Below are 17,772 nucleotides of genomic sequence, written 5' to 3'. Positions count from 1 at the left end.
CCATGGTGTTGATGGTGTTCTTCAACTCCAGGATCTCGCCCTTGACGTCCACGGTGATCTTCTTGGACAGGTCGCCGTTGGCGATCGCGGTCGACACGTCGGCGATGTTGCGCACCTGGGCCGTGAGATTGCCCGCCATCGAGTTCACGGAATCGGTCAGGTCCTTCCAGGTGCCGGCGACGCCCGGTACCTGCGCCTGGCCGCCGAGCCGTCCCTCGGTGCCGACCTCGCGGGCCACGCGCGTCACCTCGCCCGCGAAGGCATTGAGCTGGTCCACCATCGTGTTGATGGTTTCCTTGAGCTCCAGGATCTCGCCCGAGACGTTGACCGTGATCTTCTTGGACAGGTCGCCGTTGGCGACCGCGGTCGTCACCTCGGCGATGTTGCGGACCTGGCCGGTCAGGTTGCCGGCCATGGAATTCACGTTGTCGGTCAGGTCTTTCCAGGTGCCCGCGATGCCCGGCACCTGCGCCTGGCCGCCGAGCTTGCCCTCCGTGCCGACCTCGCGCGCCACGCGCGTCACCTCGCCGGCGAAGCCGTTCAGCTGGTCGACCATCGTGTTGATGGTCTGTTTGAGCTCCAGAATTTCGCCCGAGACGTCGACGGTGATCTTGCGGGACAGGTCGCCGCGCGCGACCGCGGTGGTGACCTGCGCGATGTTGCGCACCTGGGCGGTCAAGTTGCCGCACATGGCGTTCACGGAATCGGTGAGGTCCTTCCAGGTGCCGGCTACGCCCGGCACGATGGCCTGACCGCCGAGCTTGCCTTCGGTGCCGACCTCGCGCGCCACGCGGGTCACCTCGGAGGCGAAGGAGCGCAGCTGGTCGACCATCGTGTTGATGGCTTCCTTGAGCTGCAGGATCTCGCCCCGCACGTCCACGGTGATCTTCTTGGACAGGTCGCCGTTCGCCACCGCGATGGTCACGTCCGCGATGTTACGGACCTGCGCGGTGAGGTTCGAGGCCATCGAGTTCACGGACTCGGTGAGGTCCTTCCAGACCCCCGTCACCTCCGAAACCTGGGCCTGACCGCCGAGCTTGCCGTCCGTGCCGACCTCGCGGGCGACGCGGGTCACCTCGGAGGTGAACACGGAGAGCTGCTTGATCATCGTGTTGACGATGGTCGCGGAGCGCAGGAATTCGCCCTTCAGGGCGCGACCGTCGACATCCAGCGGCACCGTCTGGAGCAGATCTCCCTTGGCCACCGCCGTGATGGTCCGGGTGACCGCCGTGGTCGGCCACAGCAGGTCGTCGATCAGGGTGTTGACCGATTCCTCCATGTCGCCCCAGGCGCCATCCGCAATCCCGAAGCGGACGCGGGTGCGGGTCTTGCCGTCCCGCCCGACGACCTGGCCGACATGCTCCAATGCCTTCGCCATGCGCTCATTGGACGCGACGATGTCGTTGAAGGTGTCCGCGATCTTGCCGGCGAGGCCGGTGTGGTGACGCGGCAGGCGGACGGAGAAGTCGCCAAGCCGCATGGCTTCCAGCGCGTCGAGCAGCTCGGCCGCGTGCAGCCCCTCCTCCGAATGACCGTTGGCCTGCAGCAGGCGCGGCCCGGGCTCCGGCGAGGTGGTCGCGTCGGCCTGGTTGCCGGGCGTGGCCCCTGCAGGCGCCGCGCCCGCGGCGGCGAGATCGGAAGACTCGCTCATCATTCCACTCCGCTCGGCGTCTCCGGTGCCGAATCCTCTACCTATACCCGGGTCCTCTGAGCCATGCCACGCGCCGGGCCGGCCCGCCCGGGCCGGCACCGTGTCAGCGGGCGCCGCGTTTGTTCTTCCGCAGGATGGCCCCGATGATGAGCAGGAACCCGGCCAGGCGCAGGAGATAGAACCAGGTCTGCTCCTCCTTCGACAGCCCGGCCCAGGCGATCAGCGTTTGCTCCAGCGCGAACAGGCCGAAGGCGGCCGCGAAGGCCGCGAAGAGCGGGTCCCGGGTCCGGCGCCAGAATTTCAGGAAGAACGCGAAAGCGACGAGGTGGCCCATCGCGACCGCGCCGAAGCTGAAGTCCAGCATAGGTCAGCTCTCCTCCGCTTCCCAGACGAAGCCAAGGATGAGCATGGAGACCGCAGCCAGCGATGTGAGCCGGCGGAAGACCAGGAAATCGACGCTCTCGATCACCAGCAGGTCCATCACCACGAGGAGATTGTTCAGCGCCAGAAGCAGGAAGCAGCCGGCGCTCCACAGGAGCAGCCGCCCGCCGGTCTGCAGATAGCTTCGCACGAGAAGCGCGGCGCAGCCCGCGCTGGCCAGCAGGCAGAGGAGGTAGATCGCGGCCTTCCAGCCTGACATCAGTCCTTCCTCAGCCTGAACGCGTCGGCAAAGGACCGGAGCCGGTCCGTTCGTGCGAAAAGGGCCTGTGTCACTGCCGTGGGCCGTTCCCGGTACAGGATCTCGAGTTCGCTGGTGAGCCTGTCAAACACCGGTGAGGCCGGCGCGTAGCGCCAATGCCCGCCTTCGTCCTTCGCCACGAGCCCCGCCGTGTGGAGAACCTGCAGACCGTCTCTCACCACGGACGCGCTCGCACGCAGATCGCGCACCAACTCGTCCATGGCCCAGGAGCGCACGTCGGAACGCTGGAGGTGAAGCAGCAGCTCGACATTCCAAACCGACCTGATCGAGGAGCGCACGAATTCGAGAAGCTCGTTCTCGATCACGCTATGACCTGTTGAGATGATCCATCTCGGGAGGGGGCTACCGAAATCGGACAGGGCGCGCAATGCCTTCCCCTGTCGCACGGCGTCGGCGGCCTTGCAGCCGCCCCCTCCCATGGTCGGCTGGGGGCTCGGCCGCGCTTGGTGGGCCGGCGGACCCGGAGCCATGTGCCGCAGCGCGACTGTGCCGGGAGCCGGCCCCTACACGGCCAGGTAGCGGCTCTTGACGGCTTCGTCGTCGCGCAGCTCGGCAATCGTTGAGCGGTAGACGACCTGCCCCTTGTCGACCACCGTCGCATGGGTGGCGACGCCGAGGCAGAAATTCATGTTCTGCTCCGCCAGCAGGATGGTGACCCCCATCCCCCGCAGCGTCCGGATCAGGTCGCCAATGGCCTGCACGATGATGGGCGCGAGCCCCTCGCTGGGCTCGTCGAGGAGCAGGAGCTCGGGATTGCCCATCAGGGTCCTGGCGATGGTCAGCATCTGCTGCTCCCCGCCGGAGAGACGGCCGGCCAGCCGGCCCTTCATGCCGGCCAGGATCGGGAACACCCGGTACACCGTGTCGAGGTCCCAATGCGCGCCGCCGCCAGGACCCTTCTTGGCGGCGACGATCAGGTTGTCCTCCACCGTGTGCTCCGGAAAAACCTGGCGGTCCTCCGGCACGTAGCCGATGCCGGCCCGGGCGATCCGGTAGGGCGGCCGGCCGGACACCGTTTCGCCGGACAGGATGACGCGGCCGCGCCGCGGCGGCGCGATGCCGATGATGGTTTTGAAGGTGGTGGATTTGCCGGCCCCGTTGCGGCCGAGGAGCGCCATGGTCTGGCCCTTTTCGACTTCGAGGTCGATCCCGAACAGGATCTGGCTCGCGCCGTAGAAGACGTCCGCCTGTTCGATGCGGAGCAGCGGCTCGGCCATCACACCGCTCCCGCCTGGGCGGCCACATGGTGGTCGGTGCCGAGATAGGCATCGATCACGTCCTGGTTGGTCCTGATCTCGTCGGCCGTGCCGCGGGCCAGCACCTGGCCGTATTTCAGGACGTAGATCGCCTGGGCGATGCGGAACACGATGTCCATGTCATGCTCGATGAACAGCACGGTCATGCCCGTGTGCTCCCAGAGCTGCTGCACCTTGCCGATCATGCGCCAGCGCTCCTCGGTGCCCATGCCGGCGGTGGGTTCGTCCAGCAAGAGCACCGATGGATCCATGGCGAGCGCCAGCGCGATGTCGAGCAGCTTCTGGTCGCCGTGTGACAGGTTGCGGGAGAGGGTGTCCGCCTGAGCCTCGAGGCTGAGGAGGGACAGGATCTCGTCCACCCGCCCGGCCGTGTCCGCGAGCGGGAAGCGGCGGAGCAGGGTCCAGGAGCGCCGGCGGTGCGAGATCACGGCGGCGGACAGCGCCTCGCGCACGGTCAGGCTCGGGAACAGGGCCGCGACCTGGAAGGCGCGGGCCATGCCGCGGCGCACCACCTCGAGGCTGGACAGGCCGACGATGTCCTGCCCGTTCAGGATGACGCGGCCGGCATCGGGCCGGAACGCGCCCGAAACCAGGTTGAAGAAGGTGGTCTTGCCGGCGCCGTTCGGGCCGATGATGGCGCTCAGCGACCCCTTGGGGAAGTCGATGGAGACGTCGCGCGTCGCCTGCACGCCACCGAAGGATTTGGAGAGCCCCTGCACGCTGAGCATCAGGCCACACCCCGCTCTGAACCGGCCGCGGCGTCCGCCGGCAGCGGGGCCGCGGTTTAGCGCCGCGCCTGCCGCCGGCGGGCCAGCCGCTCGAACAGGAAGGCCCCCACGCCCTGGCGCAAGCCGAGCACGATGAGCAGGATCACCAGCCCGAGAACGAGCCCGTGATGCTCGGTGTAGATGGTCACGGTCCGGTTCAGGAGCTGCAGCAGAAAGGCCCCGACCAGCGGGCCCACGAAGAGCTGCGAGCCCCCCAGCATGATCATGAAGATCGCCTCGCCCGAGGTCGTCCAGAAGCCGAATTCCGGATAGGCGCCCGACACGAACAGCGCGAGCAGGACGCCGGCCACGCTCGCCATCGCGCCGGCAAAGACGAAGATGCCGAGCTTGGCCCGCACCACGTCGATCCCGACGAAGTTCGCCCGGCTCGGATTGTCGCGGATCAGGCGGAGCGCGTAGCCGAAGGGGGACATCCAGACCTGCCGCATCAGCAGCACGCAGGCCACAAAGACGGCGGCGCAGAAGCCGTAGAGCGCCGTGCCTTCATTCAGGTTGATGCCCAGGAAGGGCGGCCGCGGGATGCCGCCCATCAGGCCCTGGTCGCCGCCGGTCAGGCTGACCCAGGTCAGGATGATGGAGTGAATGAACATCTGGAACGCCAGAGTGATGAAGGAGAAGTAGATCTCCTTCAGGCGCACGCAGATGGCCCCGATCACCAGCGCGATCAGCGCCGTGCCGGCCACCGTTGCCACGATGGCCACCGGGATCGAGACCCGGCCCGACTGCATCAGCAGGCCGAACATATAGGCCCCGGACGCGAAATAGGCGGCGTGGCCGAACGAGACGAGGCCGGTCAGGCCGACGAGCAGGTTCAGCGACATGGCCAGCAGGCCGTAGGCCATGACGTAGATCAGGAAGTCGCGCAGCGCGGGCTGCGGGAAGGCGAGGGGCAGCACCAGCAGCAGGGCGAGCCCCGCCGCGCAGACGGCCGCGTCGCGGGCGAGTCCGGGCCGCATCATCGGGCCGGCTCGCGTCCGAGCAGGCCGCTCGGTTTGACGACCAGGACCACCGCCATGAGGGCGAACATCAGCCCGTCCACAAACAGCGGGCAGCCAATGGCCCCGAAGGCGCGCGCGAAGCCGATCAGCAGGGCGGCGATCAGCGCGCCCGCAATGGAACCCATGCCGCCGATCACGGTGACGATGAAGCTCTCGATCAGGATCGAGACGCCCATGCCGGGCGTGAGCGTCCGGGTGGGCGCGGCGAGCGCCCCCGCCACGCCGGCCAGCAGACTGCCGATCCCGAACACGCCCGCGTAGAGGAGGGTGGTGTTGATGCCGAGCGCGCCGACCATCTGCGGGTTGATGGCGAGCGCCCGGATCGTCTTGCCGAGCCGTGTCTTGTTGATGCCGAGCCACAGCAGCAGCCCGATCAGCAGGCTCGCGCCGATCATGAACACGTAATAGGCCGGAATAAAGCCGCCGAAGAGCTCGATCGGCGGCAGGGCGAACGCGTCCGGCATGCCCATCATTTTGTATTCGGGCCCGAACACGATCTTCACGACATCGTCCGCGATGAGGATCATCGCGTAGCAGACCAGGAGCTGCATGAGGACGTCAGTGCCGTAGACGCGGCTCATCACGAGCCGCTCGAACACGATGCCGAGCAGGCCAACGCCGAGCGCCCCGGCCAGGAAGGCGACCGCGAAACTCGAGGTGAGCTGGTAAGCGGCGAGGGCGAAATAGGCCCCCATCATGTAGAAGGCGCCGTGCGCGAAGTTGATGATGCCGAGCACGCCGAAGATCAGCGACAGGCCCGACGTCACCATGAACAGCAGCATGCCGACGATCAGAGCCGTCGAGATCTGCGTGACGAGGCACGCGCTCGACGACACGCATCCGGCCAGGGCGTCAAGGTTCAACGGTCTGTTCCCCCCTCGGGCCGCGCGCATTGCGGCGGCTCAGTGTCGCGGCCGAACGCACGATGGTCGTCTCGGGTGGCCGGGACGCGCCCGGCCACCAAACTTTCCTCGGTCAGCCCGGGCTCAGGCGTAGCCCTTGCTCTTCTTCCATTGCTGCTCGAGCTCCAGGATCTTGGCCCATTCCACGGCCTGGAAGCCTTCCACCCAGGGAGCCTTGGGCACCGTCCGGCCCCAGGCGACCGGGTAGTTGATGATGGTGTGGTCGCTCTCCCGCATCGTGATGTTGCCATCGACGCCGAAGCCCGACTTCACCGTCATGCCCTTGATCTCGGCTGCGAGTGCGCCGCCATCCGTCTTGCCGCCGGTGCGGCGCAGGGCCTCGAAGATGAACTGCGTCGCCAGGTAGTTCTGCCAGCCCCAATTGGTGGATTCATGCCCGGCGATCTTCACGAACCCGTCGGCATAGGCCGTGTTCTCCGGGTTCGCCGGATAGTTGCGGTTGTAGCGGTAGGCGGTGTTGAGCCCCGGCGGCAGCTGCTTGATGGCCGACAGCACCGGCGGGTCGCCGAGGCCTCCGCTGAAGAAGGCCGTGTTGGCGAACAGGCGGTACAGGTTCGACTGCTCGATGAAGGCCACCAGGTCGCCGCCCCACAGGGCCGAATAGACGGCCTGCGGCTTCACCTGCAGCATCTTGGTGATGCTCTCGGTGTAGTCGGGAGCAAACAGTTTCGGCCAGAGCTGGTCGACCACCTCGATCTGCGGATCGAACAGCTTCACGTATTCCACAAACTCGGCCGTGTTGTCCCGCCCATAGGCGTAGTCGGGCGAGCAGGTCGCCCATTTCTTCAGGCCTTTGGCCTTCGAGATCTCCGACGCATAGGTCCCGCCGGCCACCGCATCGTGGATGCCCTGGCGGGCGCACCGGAAGGCGGTCTTCACGAACAGCTTGGGATCCGCGGACAGGGACGACGTTTCCGAGCAGGTGTGCAGGCACAGAACGCCGAGATCGCGGACCACCTCATGCACGGCAAAGGCGCCGGAGGAGGCCTCGCCGTCGATGACGATCTCGCAGCCGTCGTTGTTGATCAGGTCGCGCGTCACGCGGGCCGCCTCGTCCGGCCGTCCCTTGCTGTCCCGGTCCACGATCTCGATGCGCCGGCCGGCGATGCCGCCCGCGTCGTTCACCTGCTGGGTGGCGAGCTGCACCGCGGCACGCGAGGAGGTGCCGAGGATCGCGACGCGTCCCGACAGGATGGTCGGAAGCCCGATGCGAATGGCCTTGGCCTGCGCGCCGGCGATGTGGGGAAATCCCGTGATGGCGGCGCCTGCAGCCATGCCGCCGATGAATGCGCGTCGACCCACGACGCCCGTGGTCTTGGTCATGCGTTCCTCCTGACGGCCGGAATGGCTGGGGGCCCCCGGCTCTGGTTGTCGTTGTTCGGCCCGAGATCCGGGTCCGGTTCGCACGCGCCCGGTCGCCCGGGTGGTGTTGGGTGTGGCTAGGCGGCGGCCTCCTTGCGAAGGGCCGGCCGGCCGGCGTGCCGAAAGGCGTCCCGCAGCGTCGCGCCCACGAAGGCGAGCACGCCGGCGGTCGCCCGGATGGGCTTGGTCAGCGTGAGCATGCCGTGCGTCTGGTCGCTCATGTGCAGGGCGGTGACCGGCACGCCCTCCCGCTCCAGCCGGGCCGCATAGAGCTGTCCCTCGTCGCGCAGCGGGTCGTGGCCGCAGGTGACGACCAGGGCCGGGGGCGCCCCGGCCAGCGAGGGGGCCCGAAGCGGCGAGGCGCGCCAGTCCCGACGCCGCTCGGGGTCGGGCACGTAATGGTCCACGAAGTACCGCATGGTGGCCGGAGTGACGGTCATGCCGGCGGTGGTGCCCCCGTAGCTGGGGCTGTCCATGGCGAGGTCCACCGCCGGATAAAGGAGGACCTGGCAGACGGCGGGCGGCAATGCGCCATCTCGCCCCATCAGGGCCAGCACGGCCGCCAGGTTTCCGCCGGCGCTGTCGCCTCCGACCGCGATCCGGTCCGGATCGACGCCGAGGCTCCGGGCCGCGCCGGCCACATGGGCGAACGCGGCCGCGGCATCCTCCAGCGCGGCCGGAAACGGATGCTCCGGGGCCAGGCGGTACTCCACGGCCACGACGGCGCAGCGCGCCTCGTTGGCCAAGCGGCAGCAGATCGCGTCGTGGCTCTCGAGGTTGCCGAGCACCCAGCCGCCGCCATGGAGGTAGACGAGAGCAGGCAGCGCTTCGGTCTCGGCCGTTCCCTGCGCCCGATACAGCCGCAGCGGCACGGGGCCGCCCGGCCCCGGGGCGGACAGGTCCAGCATCGCGGCGACCTCGTCCGGGGGCTCCTGCAGCAGCAGACGGCGGGCGGAATACGCCTCCCGGCAGACGGGCGGCTCCATGGCCTCGAACGGCAGGCTGCCGGCGGCACGCGCCGCGGCGAGCATCGCCTGCACGTCCGGATGGATGGCCGTCATCGCGCGTTCCCCGACCCCGCCGCGATCATCGTAGCGCGAAGCCGCGGTATCCGTCCCCCGTCACCTCATTGCAGATGCCGATGTAGCGGGCGAAGCCACCAGCATAGGGCATGAAGACGCGCGGCTTCCCGGGCACGTTGGCGCCCAGATACCAGGAACTCGCAGCCATCGGCAGGAGGGTCGCGTTCGCGGCCTCGTTGACGTGCTCGACCCAGGCATCCGCAGCCTCGGGCCGCGCCTCGATCCGGTCGAGGCCGTGCTCGCGCAGGTGGCGGATCGCAGCCGTGATCCAGTCCACATGCTGCTCGATGGCGATCGGCATGTTGCACAAGACCGAGGGGCTGCCCGGGCCGGTGATCGTGAACAGGTTGGGAAAGCCCGGAACCTGCAGGCCCAGGTAGGTGCGCGGCCCCTCGGCCCAGGCCTGCCGGAGCGGCAGGCCGTTCTCGCCCTCGATGTTGAGCGCGAGCAGCGGCCCGGTGAGCGCGTCGAAGCCGGTCGCGAAGACGATGATGTCGAGCTCGTAGTCGCGGGCCGTGGTCCTGATGCCCCGTTCCGTGACGGCGACGATCGGTTCCGCCTTTAGGTCGACCAGCAACACGTTGTCCCGGTTGAAGGTCTCGAAATACGCCGTGTCGATGGGCGGGCGCTTGGTCGCGAAACCGTGGTCGCGCGGTGTCAGGCGCTCGGCCACCTCCGGGTCCTCGACCACTTCGGCGATCTTGCGGCGCAGGAAGTCGGAGGCGGTGTCGTTGGCGGCCTTGTCGGCCAGGATGTCCTGGAAGGAGGCGCGGAAGCGCAGCCCGCCCCGCGCCCAGGCCTGTTCGTAGATCGCCTCGCGCTCCTCGTCGGAAACCGAGAGGGCGCTCCGGGCGGCGACGTCGAACGGGTGGCCATTGGTGCCGGCCCGAGCCTTTTCCCAGATCTCCGGATAGCTCGCCTTGATGGCCCGGGTTTCCTCCGGGGTCATCGGGCGGTTGCGGGCCGGAATGCTGTAATTCGCCGTGCGCTGAAACACCGTGAGGTGAGCGGCCTCCGCCGCGATCACGGGTGCGGCCTGGATGCCGGTCGAGCCGGTGCCGATCTGGCCGACCCGCTTGCCCGTGAAGTCCACGCCCTCACGGGGCCACGCGCCAGTGTGGTACCACGAGCCGCGGAAGCTCTCGAGGCCATCGAATTTCGGGATATTGGCGGCCGACAGGCAGCCCACGGCCGTGATCAGAAATCGCGTCTCGAAGCGCTCGCCCCCGGCGGTGTCCACCGTCCACAGGGACCGCGCCCCGTCGAACCGCGCTCCCGTCACTGTGGTGGAGAGCTGAATGTCGCGGTTCAGGTCGAGCCGGTCGGCCACGAAATCGAGATAGCGCCGGATCTCCGGGTGCTCCGGATAACGTTCCGTCCAGCTCCACTCCTGCTGGATCTCCGGGCTGAACGAATAGCAGTAATAGTAGCTCTCGGAGTCGCAGCGCGCGCCCGGATATCGATTCCAGAACCAGGTGCCGCCGATGCCGTCGCCCTTTTCCAGCACCCGAACGTTCAGGCCGAGCTCATCGCGCAGCTTGTGCAGCTGATACAGGCCCGAAAAGCCTGCGCCCACGATGATGGCGTCGAAGACTTGAGCCCCGGCGGGCTTCGGTGCGGCTGCGGCCACCTCGGCGTCCTCCTGATCAGGGGAGCGCGGTGCATGGCGCCGTTCTCCCCGGCGGAACTGCGGTCCGCCTTGTGGCGGCCGGTCCCAACTCTTGGGATCAGGCTAGGGCGTTCCCGAACCCGCTACCATGTCCTATTGGTCAAACCTCCTGTGACGCGGAGGCAATGACGGTGAACCGTTATTCCGAGATGCTGGTCCTGGTCCGGGCCGTTCAGGACGGCAGCTTTTCGGCCGCGGCCCGGAACCTGGGCTGCACGCCCTCGGCCGTGAGCAAGACCATCGCCCGCATCGAGGACCGGCTCGGCGCGCTGTTGTTCAGCCGCACGCACCGTGCGATTTCGCTGACCCGGGAGGGGGAGGCCTTTTACACGGCGGCCCTGGAGGCGATCGCTGCGGTGGAATCGGCGGACGCCGCCGTGTTCGCCGGAACGGCGCCGCAGGACCGGCTCCGGGTCCGCTCCATGCCGATCTTTGCCCAGGCCGCCCTGGCCCCGCGCGTGCCCGATTTCTGCCGGCGCCACCCCCGGCTCGCGGTCGAGGTGCAGCTCCGCATGGATCCCGGCCACCTGCTCGACGACGGCATGGATGTGGCGATCCATGTCGGACATCTGCAGGATTCATCGCTGGTCGCGCGGCGGTTCGCCTCGACGCGGTGGATCATCTGCGCGGCGCCGAGCTATCTGCTGGCGCACGGATCCCCCTCGCATCCGGACGATCTCGCCCGGCATACCTGCCTCAACTTCATCGCCGGCATCGCGGCCAGCACCTGGTTCGGCCGGGACGGGACGCCGCTCGACATCCGGGCCCGGGTCGTCACCAACCAGGCCTCCATGCTGATGGAACTCGCCCGGACGGGTCTCGGCATCGTGCGCCTGGTGGAACTCCAGGTTGCCGACGACCTCGCGGCCGGGCGGCTAGTGGAGCTCTTTCCGGACCACCAATGCCTCGACGAGGACCCGATCTTCGCCGTCTACGAGAGCCGGCGCCATCTCAGCGCCCGCGTCCGGGCCTTTCTCGACTTCCTGGACGAAGCCTTCGCCGATCCCCCGCCCTGGCGGCACTGGCGGGGGGCGGTGCCCCGGCTGCTCCTCAGCGACGCCCCGCGGCCATCGTGACCACGACGTTGCCGACAACCGTGTTGCTTTCCACGGCCTCGTGCGCGGCCGCGATCTCGTCCAGCGGGAAGGTGCGGGCGACCGCATGCTGGAGGGCACCGGCGGCGAGCCAGCCGTTGAGCCGGCTGACCGCTTCCTCGCGAACGGCGGGGGCGAGTTCGTAGACGATGAACCAGCGCACTGCGACGCCGGACAGGATCATCGGCCCGAAGGTGGACATGACCTCGCTCGTGCTAGAGCCGTAGACCACGCAAAGGCCGTCCTGAGCCACGAGCGAGGGGACCATCCGCATATTGGCGGCCGCATCCACCTCGACGATGCGGTCGACACCGCGCCCGCCCGTCAGGTCGCGCACCCGGGCGACCACATCCTCGCGGTGGCGGTCGATGACGGCGTCGGCGCCCGCGGCCCGGGCGTGGGCGGCCTTCTCGGGCGAGCTCGTGGTCGCCAGCACGCTGGCCGCCCCGAGGAGCTTCGCCATCTGCACGGCGTAATGCCCGACCGCCCCCGCGCCACCCTGAACCAGCACCGTCTGGCCCTTCACCGAGCCATCGGTGGTGAGCGCCCGATAGGCCGTGAGCGCCGGGATGCCGAGGCAGGCGCCGTCGACGAAATCCGTCCCCTCGGGAAGCCGGACCGCCTGCTCCGCCGGCAGGGCGATCAGCTCAGCGGCCGTCCCGAAGGGCCGCTTCCATTGCCCATTCCAGATCCAGACCCGCTCGCCGACCCGTGCAGGGGAGAGGCCGGGGCCCACGGCCTCGATCACGCCGGCGCCGTCGCTGTGCGGAACAACCCGGGGAGCAGTCATCGGGCGGGAGCCGGCGCGCGTTTTCACGTCGGACGGGTTCACGCCGGACGCCGCGAGCCGCACGAGCACCTCGCCGGGGCCGGGCTCCGGGTCCGGCAGCTCGCCGACTCGCAGGACCTGCCGGGCGGGCCCGTTCGTCTCGTACCAGCCTGCCCTCATCCTGTGTGCCTCCCAGAGCTTTTACCTGCCCGGCTGTAACCACGGATCGCCGCCGCCACCAGCCGGAAGCGACGGCCCACCTCTGCGCTTGACACGCTCCGGGACCAGCGCCGACACCTTCGACAGGACCGCGCGAGACGGTTTTTCGGGAGGTGACGTTGGCGAAACAGGTGGCGGCCGTGACCGGCGGCGCAAGCGGAATCGGTGCGGCTTGCGTCCAAGAGCTCGCAAAGCAGGACTACCTCGTTGCGGTGATCGACCGCGACCGGGCGGGCGCGGAACGGGTCGCCGGCGAGACTGGCGGGCGAGCCTACGAGCTGGACGTGGGCGACGAGGCGGCGGTTGACCGGGTCGTGGCTGCCATCGAGAGCGAGATGGGCCCGGTGGCGGCCCTGGTGAACAGCGCCGGGGTCCTGCAGGTCCCGGTCCGTCCCTCCGAACTGCCCATGTCGCGGTTCGACGAGGTCGTCCGCGTGAATCAGCGCGGGCTCTATCTTTGCTGCGTAGCGTTCGGCCACCGGATGGCGGCGCGACGGCGCGGAGCGATCGTCAACATCGCGTCCATCTCCGGCATGGTGTCCATGCCGCTGCATGCCTACGGCCCGGCCAAGGCGGCCGTGATCTCGATCACCGAATGCCTGGCCGCCGAGTGGGGCCCGGCCGGCATCCGGATCAATGCCGTCTCGCCCGGCTACACGCTGACGCCAGCGGTTCAGAGCGCCATCGACAAGGGGCAGCGCGATCCGTCGGTCCTGGCCCGCTCCGCCGCGCTGCAGCGGATGATCGACCCGGCCGAGATCGCCACGGCCGTGGCCTTTCTGCTCTCGCCGGCGGCCTCGGCGGTCACCGGGATCAACCTGCCGGTGGATGCCGGCCTGCTCTGCGGCATCACCTGGACCCAGTATGGCGGGCTTCGCGAGCCGCTATCGAACGCGGTCTAGGCTCTGCCCGCCGCCGGTCAGGTCGTGGCGTTGAGGTCCCGGGCCAGCCACGGATAGGCCGCCAGGTGCCGGGTCTCGAAGGCCCGGATGGCGTCGGCCTCGGTCAGGGTCAGGGCGACGTCGTCCAGCCCGCGCAGGAGGCAGTCGCGGCTGAAGCCGTCGATCTCGAAGCTGTAGCGGAGGCCGGCCGAGGGCGCCGAGACGGTTTGCGTCTCGAGGTCCACCACGAGCTGCAGCGCGTTGGCCTTGCGGGCCGCCTGGAACAGCTCGTCCACCGCCTCCTCGGGGAGAACCACCGGCAGGAAGCCGTTCTTGAGGCTGTTCTGGTAGAAGATGTCGCCGAAGGTCGGGGCGATCACCACCCGGAAGCCCTGCTGCTGCAAGGCCCAGACGGCGTGCTCGCGCGAGGAGCCGCAGCCGAAGTTGCGCCGCGTCAGCAGGATCGGCGCGCCCGCAAAGCGCTCCTCGTTCAGCTCGAAATCCGGATTGGGCACCGGCGCCGCCCCGCCCGGACCCGCCGGCAGGTAGCGCCAGCCATAAAACAGGTTCGGGCCGAATCCGCTCCGGCTGATGGAGGTCAGGAAGCGGGCCGGGATGATCTGGTCGGTGTCGACGTTCAGCCGGTCGAGCGGAACGACGACGCCTTCGCAGCGCTGGAAGGGGGTCATGGGGCGGGCTCCCTCAGCGCTGCTCGCCGGGGCCGAGCTCCCGGACGTCCACGAAATGGCCGGCGATCGCGGCCGCGGCCGCCATGGCCGGACTGACGAGATGCGTGCGGCCGCCCGCGCCTTGGCGGCCCTCGAAATTGCGGTTCGAGGTGGAGGCGCAGCGCTCGCCCGGCGAGAGCCGGTCGGCGTTCATGGCCATGCACATGGAGCAGCCGGAATCCCGCCACTCGAAGCCGGCCGCGACGAAGTCACGATCCAGGCCCTCGCGCTCGGCCTGCTCCTTCACCAGTCCGGAGCCGGGCACGACCATGGCGAGGCTGATGCTGTCCGCCTTGCGGCGGCCGCGGACCACGGCGGCGGCGGCCCGCAGATCCTCGATGCGGGCATTGGTGCAGGAGCCGATGAACACCTTGTCGAGCTGGATGGCCCGGATCGGCGTGTTCGGCGCGAGGCCCATATAGGTGAGCGCGCGCCGGTAGCTTTCGCGCCGCGCGGCGTCGGGCTCGCGATCCGGATCCGGCACGAGGCCGTCGATGCCGGTCACCATCTCGGGGGAGGTGCCCCAGGTCACCTGCGGCGTGATGCGGGAGGCGTCCAGCGTGATCTCGCGATCGAAAACCGCGCCCTCGTCGCTCTTCAGCGTGCGCCAATAGGCGACAGCCTGGTCCCAGAGCTCGCCCTCCGGGGCGTGCGGCCGGCCGCGCAGATAGGCGATGGTGGTGTCGTCAACCGCCATCAGGCCGGCGCGCGCGCCCGCCTCGATGGACATGTTGCAGATCGTCATCCGGCCTTCCATCGACAGGGCCCGGATCGCCGGGCCGGCATATTCGATGGCGTGGCCGGTGGCGCCCGACGTGCCGATCTGCCCGATCAGGGCCAGCACGATGTCCTTGGCCACGAGGCCGGGCGCGAGTTCGCCCTGGACGTTGACCCGCATGGATTTCATGCGGCGGATGCGCAGGCTCTGGGTGGCGAGAACGTGCTCCACCTCCGACGTGCCGATCCCAAAGGCCAGGCAGGCGAAGGCGCCGTGCGTCGAGGTGTGCGAGTCGCCGCAGACCACGGTCATGCCCGGCAGGGTGACGCCCTGTTCGGGCCCGACCACGTGCTCGATGCCCTGGCGCATGTCGGCCATGCCCAGAAAGGCGATGCCCTGGTTGCGGCAGTTCCGCTCCAGCGCGTCCACCTGCGCCCGCGACAGCGGGTCGGCGATGCCGAAGCCGCGCTCGGTGGTCGGCACGTTGTGGTCGGCGATGGCGAAGGACGAGCCCGGGCGCCAGGCGCGCCGGCCGGCGAGATCCAGCGCCTCGAAGGCCTGCGGGCTCGAGACCTCGTTGATGAGGTGCCGGTCGATATAGAGGAGGGACGTCCCGTCCTCCCGGTCGGCGAAGGCGTGGGTGTCCCAGAGCTTGTCGAAGAGGGTCTTTGTCATGGCCTCACGGCTCGCGCGCGAAGGTCTGCTGTATGGGTCCAGAGGGCGGGAAGCGTCAATGCAGACGAGCCGCAGACGAGGGCTCGCCGCAGCGTCGCGCGGCCGCAGCACGCGCGCGGCTGTTGTCCCGGACCGCCCTCGTGGCGTAAACTTGGGTTCTCCGAAGGATAGCGGCGGCAATGAGCGACAGGCGACGTTTCACGGGACGGTTCCTCTACCTGTCCGACAAGGCCGACATCGTGGCGGCGCAGATCGCTGGCACGGATGTGACGCTCGAGGCCGCGCGCCCTCTTCGCGAGAGCATTTCCACGGACGAGATCACGCCCGTCACCGTGATGCTCACCTATGACGAGCGGCTGGGCCGTTACCCCTATGTGGGGTTCCAGGCCGGCGGCGTGAAGCCGATCGGCACGGACGCGGTCAAGAACGGCGGCTTCGAGATCACGGTCGCGGGCAAGCGCTACGGCAAGGGCTCGTCCCGCGAATCCAGCCCCATCGCCGAGCAGGCGGCCGGGATCCGGCTGATCATCGCCGAGAGCTTCGAGCGCATCTACCAGCAGAATTGCGACAACATCGGCGTCCTGACGAGCACCGATTTCGGGCTCATTCCCCGCATCATGGCCGGGGAGGAGATCGACATCGAGGAGTTCACCTCCGGCCGCGACGACCTCACCAAGGCCATCATCCGGGCCGGCGGCCTGATGCCGTTCAGCCGGGGCGCCTCCTGGCCGCTGCCCTCGCCGCGCGACGGGGCGGGCGCCAGCGGGCCGATGACGCTGGTTGAGAAGATCCTGCGCCGGCACGCCCATCCGGACGTGCGCAGCCTGGACCGTGGCACGGGCATCTTTGTCCATGCCGATTGGCGCTTCAGCCACGACTACTTCACGGGCATGAGCGCCCACATCATGCACAAGACGTTCGGGAAGCCCGCGCCGCTGCGCGACCCGGACAGCATCGTGGCCTTCTACGACCACCTGGTCCTGGCCGGTCAGAGCCTGCCGCATCGGCGGGACGGCCTGCTCGAGGGCGTCGGCGACCTGCTCCAGGGCCACCACGATTTCGCCGCTACCTATCCGGTCAAGGTGCACGGCTCCCTGCCCGACGGCTCGGGCTCGGAGGGCATCTGCCACGCCCTGATGACGGAGCGCTACGCGCTGCCCGGCCAGGTGGTGGTCGGCACCGATTCCCACACGCCGCATTCGGGCGCGCTCGGCTGCCTGGCCTTCGGGGCGGGCTCGACCGACGTCGCCCATAGCTGGGTCACGGGCTACATCCGCTGCGTCGTTCCCGAGACCCTGCGGGTCGAGATCGAGGGCGCGCTCCGGCCCGGCGTCACGGCCAAGGACGTGGTGCTGCATCTCCTGCAGATGGACGAGATCAAGTCCGGCGGAGCGATCGGCGCGGTGTTCGAATTCGCGGGCTCGGCCGTGCGGGCCATGTCCGTCGACGAGCGGGCGACCCTGACCAACATGGTGGCCGAACTCGGCGGCTTCACGGGCATCGTGGCGCCGGACGAGAAGACCGTGGCCTTCCTCAAGGAGCGCCGCGGCATCGACTTCCAGCTCGAGGACTGGATGACGAGCGACCCGGGCGCGACCTACCGGCGCCGCATCGATCTCGACGGCGCCGACCTCACCGTGATGGTGGCGAGGCCCGGCGACCCCGGCAACGGCATCGCCATCGACGACGTGCCCTCGCCGGTGCGGGTCGACATCGCCTATGGCGGCTCCTGCACGGCCGGCAAGCGCGAGGATTTCGACAATTACCACGAGGTGCTGCGCTGGGGCGTCGAGCGCGGCCTCAAGGTCGCCGAGGGCACGCGGCTGTTTCTGCAGTTCGGCACCATGGACGTGCACCGCTACTGTCAGGAGCGCGGCTACCTGGACACGTTCCGCCAGGTCGGCGCCACGCTGCTGATGCCGGGCTGCGGCGCCTGCGCCAATTGCGGCCCGGGCCAGTCGGTGACGGCGGGCGAGGTCACGGTGAGCGCCATCAACCGCAACTTCCCGGGCCGGTCCGGACCGGGCCAGGTGTGGCTCGCGAGCCCCTTCACGGTGGCCTCGAGTGCCCTGTCGGGCCGCATCAGCTCCTTTGTGGACCTCCAGGAAACGCACGGCTCCAAGGCCGCCTGAGCGGCCGAGCCGGAGACGCCCGCCCGCGGCGGGCGAATGGCTGCCGAGCGGAAAGCAGGAGAGCGCGCTGTGGCTGATGTGGACGTGGACCAGTGGCTTGAAGGCTGGGTCGAGAACAACCTGAATG

Annotated in this window: 17 protein-coding genes; 3 read left to right on the top strand and 14 right to left on the bottom strand. The window is 69.0% G+C overall.

Translation table 11 applies throughout. The features are described 5' to 3' along the window. From JWR86_RS04295 to JWR86_RS04245, 11 genes are all read right to left on the bottom strand, one after another. Window positions 1-1,480: HAMP domain-containing protein (locus JWR86_RS04295; protein WP_299561234.1), on the bottom strand; the 1,480-nt coding region annotated here is incomplete at its 3' end. Between the two features lie 274 nt (window positions 1,481-1,754). Then, window positions 1,755-2,015: a DUF5985 family protein gene (locus JWR86_RS04290; protein WP_299561231.1), complete on the bottom strand. Its 261-nt coding sequence runs from the start codon at window positions 2,013-2,015 to the stop codon at window positions 1,755-1,757. 3 nt (window positions 2,016-2,018) lie between these two features. Continuing rightward, window positions 2,019-2,291: a DUF5985 family protein gene (locus JWR86_RS04285; protein ID WP_299561228.1), complete on the bottom strand. Its 273-nt coding sequence runs from the start codon at window positions 2,289-2,291 to the stop codon at window positions 2,019-2,021. After that, window positions 2,291-2,656, bottom strand: coding sequence for a hypothetical protein (locus tag JWR86_RS04280; protein ID WP_299561225.1), 366 nt, complete (start codon window positions 2,654-2,656; stop codon window positions 2,291-2,293). The genes JWR86_RS04285 and JWR86_RS04280 overlap by 1 nt, the downstream gene beginning before the upstream one ends. Window positions 2,657-2,854: 198 nt before the next feature. Continuing rightward, complete coding sequence (locus JWR86_RS04275; RefSeq protein ID WP_299561222.1) at window positions 2,855-3,568, bottom strand: ABC transporter ATP-binding protein; 714 nt, start codon at window positions 3,566-3,568, stop codon at window positions 2,855-2,857. Next, on the bottom strand, window positions 3,568-4,335 hold the full coding sequence (locus JWR86_RS04270) for an ABC transporter ATP-binding protein (RefSeq protein ID WP_299561219.1): 768 nt from the start codon (window positions 4,333-4,335) through the stop codon (window positions 3,568-3,570). Before JWR86_RS04270 ends, JWR86_RS04275 begins: the two co-directional genes overlap by 1 nt. 56 nt (window positions 4,336-4,391) lie before the next feature. Then, window positions 4,392-5,354: a branched-chain amino acid ABC transporter permease gene (locus JWR86_RS04265; protein WP_299561216.1), complete on the bottom strand. Its 963-nt coding sequence runs from the start codon at window positions 5,352-5,354 to the stop codon at window positions 4,392-4,394. Then, window positions 5,351-6,256, bottom strand: a complete 906-nt coding sequence (locus JWR86_RS04260) for a branched-chain amino acid ABC transporter permease (RefSeq protein ID WP_299561213.1) — start codon at window positions 6,254-6,256, stop codon at window positions 5,351-5,353. Before JWR86_RS04260 ends, JWR86_RS04265 begins: the two co-directional genes overlap by 4 nt. A 123-nt stretch (window positions 6,257-6,379) precedes the next feature. Then, a complete protein-coding gene (locus tag JWR86_RS04255; protein WP_299561210.1) occupies window positions 6,380-7,639 on the bottom strand; it encodes an ABC transporter substrate-binding protein in 1,260 nt (419 codons plus the stop codon). 116 nt (window positions 7,640-7,755) lie between these two features. Continuing rightward, window positions 7,756-8,739 (bottom strand): alpha/beta hydrolase, encoded by a 984-nt coding sequence (locus JWR86_RS04250; RefSeq protein WP_299561206.1) that lies wholly within the window; start codon window positions 8,737-8,739, stop codon window positions 7,756-7,758. Between the two features lie 25 nt (window positions 8,740-8,764). Further along, the gene (locus tag JWR86_RS04245; protein ID WP_299561203.1) at window positions 8,765-10,390 is read right to left on the bottom strand and encodes an NAD(P)/FAD-dependent oxidoreductase; all 1,626 of its coding nucleotides are present in this window, start codon (window positions 10,388-10,390) and stop codon (window positions 8,765-8,767) included. 170 nt (window positions 10,391-10,560) lie between these two features. Here JWR86_RS04245 and JWR86_RS04240 point away from each other — a divergent pair, with 170 nt between their 5' ends. Further along, window positions 10,561-11,505: a LysR family transcriptional regulator gene (locus tag JWR86_RS04240; protein WP_299561200.1), complete on the top strand. Its 945-nt coding sequence runs from the start codon at window positions 10,561-10,563 to the stop codon at window positions 11,503-11,505. On the opposite strand, the gene JWR86_RS04235 is transcribed toward JWR86_RS04240, so the two are convergent. Continuing rightward, a complete protein-coding gene (locus JWR86_RS04235) occupies window positions 11,480-12,472 on the bottom strand; it encodes an NADPH:quinone reductase (RefSeq protein WP_299561197.1) in 993 nt (330 codons plus the stop codon). The genes JWR86_RS04240 and JWR86_RS04235 overlap by 26 nt on opposite strands. Window positions 12,473-12,624: 152 nt before the next feature. Here JWR86_RS04235 and JWR86_RS04230 point away from each other — a divergent pair, with 152 nt between their 5' ends. Beyond that, window positions 12,625-13,413: an SDR family oxidoreductase gene (locus JWR86_RS04230; protein ID WP_299561195.1), complete on the top strand. Its 789-nt coding sequence runs from the start codon at window positions 12,625-12,627 to the stop codon at window positions 13,411-13,413. A 17-nt stretch (window positions 13,414-13,430) separates the two neighbouring features. On the opposite strand, the gene leuD is transcribed toward JWR86_RS04230, so the two are convergent. Together leuD and leuC are read right to left on the bottom strand one after the other, a co-directional pair. Next, window positions 13,431-14,081: a 3-isopropylmalate dehydratase small subunit gene (leuD, locus tag JWR86_RS04225; RefSeq protein ID WP_299561192.1), complete on the bottom strand. Its 651-nt coding sequence runs from the start codon at window positions 14,079-14,081 to the stop codon at window positions 13,431-13,433. 13 nt (window positions 14,082-14,094) lie between these two features. Then, complete coding sequence (gene leuC, locus JWR86_RS04220; RefSeq protein ID WP_299561189.1) at window positions 14,095-15,513, bottom strand: 3-isopropylmalate dehydratase large subunit; 1,419 nt, start codon at window positions 15,511-15,513, stop codon at window positions 14,095-14,097. Window positions 15,514-15,692: 179 nt separating this feature from the next. Here leuC and JWR86_RS04215 point away from each other — a divergent pair, with 179 nt between their 5' ends. Continuing rightward, window positions 15,693-17,645: an aconitase family protein gene (locus JWR86_RS04215; protein ID WP_299561186.1), complete on the top strand. Its 1,953-nt coding sequence runs from the start codon at window positions 15,693-15,695 to the stop codon at window positions 17,643-17,645. Window positions 17,646-17,772: the final 127 nt, after the last annotated feature.

Origin of the sequence: Enterovirga sp., assembly GCF_028290205.1 — a bacterium.
In the GTDB taxonomy this organism is placed as follows: Bacteria; Pseudomonadota; Alphaproteobacteria; order Rhizobiales; family Beijerinckiaceae; genus Enterovirga.
The sequence above is the reverse complement of the archived record's forward strand: the minus strand, read 5'-3'. Positions and strand labels throughout refer to the sequence as shown.

Bases quoted from the DNA above. Each gene is read 5' to 3' on its own strand.
- JWR86_RS04285 (WP_299561228.1), bottom strand. From the start codon at position 2,291: ATGTCAGGCTGGAAGGCCGCGATCTACCTCCTCTGCCTGCTGGCCAGC.
- JWR86_RS04275 (WP_299561222.1), bottom strand. From the start codon at position 3,568: ATGGCCGAGCCGCTGCTCCGCATCGAACAGGCGGACGTCTTCTACGGC.
- leuC (WP_299561189.1), bottom strand. From the start codon at position 15,513: ATGACAAAGACCCTCTTCGACAAGCTCTGGGACACCCACGCCTTCGCC.
- JWR86_RS04235 (WP_299561197.1), bottom strand. From the start codon at position 12,472: ATGAGGGCAGGCTGGTACGAGACGAACGGGCCCGCCCGGCAGGTCCTG.
- leuD (WP_299561192.1), bottom strand. From the start codon at position 14,081: ATGACCCCCTTCCAGCGCTGCGAAGGCGTCGTCGTTCCGCTCGACCGG.
- JWR86_RS04215 (WP_299561186.1), top strand. From the start codon at position 15,693: ATGAGCGACAGGCGACGTTTCACGGGACGGTTCCTCTACCTGTCCGAC.
- JWR86_RS04250 (WP_299561206.1), bottom strand. From the start codon at position 8,739: ATGACGGCCATCCATCCGGACGTGCAGGCGATGCTCGCCGCGGCGCGT.
- JWR86_RS04290 (WP_299561231.1), bottom strand. From the start codon at position 2,015: ATGCTGGACTTCAGCTTCGGCGCGGTCGCGATGGGCCACCTCGTCGCT.
- JWR86_RS04270 (WP_299561219.1), bottom strand. From the start codon at position 4,335: ATGCTCAGCGTGCAGGGGCTCTCCAAATCCTTCGGTGGCGTGCAGGCG.
- JWR86_RS04255 (WP_299561210.1), bottom strand. From the start codon at position 7,639: ATGACCAAGACCACGGGCGTCGTGGGTCGACGCGCATTCATCGGCGGC.
- JWR86_RS04265 (WP_299561216.1), bottom strand. From the start codon at position 5,354: ATGATGCGGCCCGGACTCGCCCGCGACGCGGCCGTCTGCGCGGCGGGG.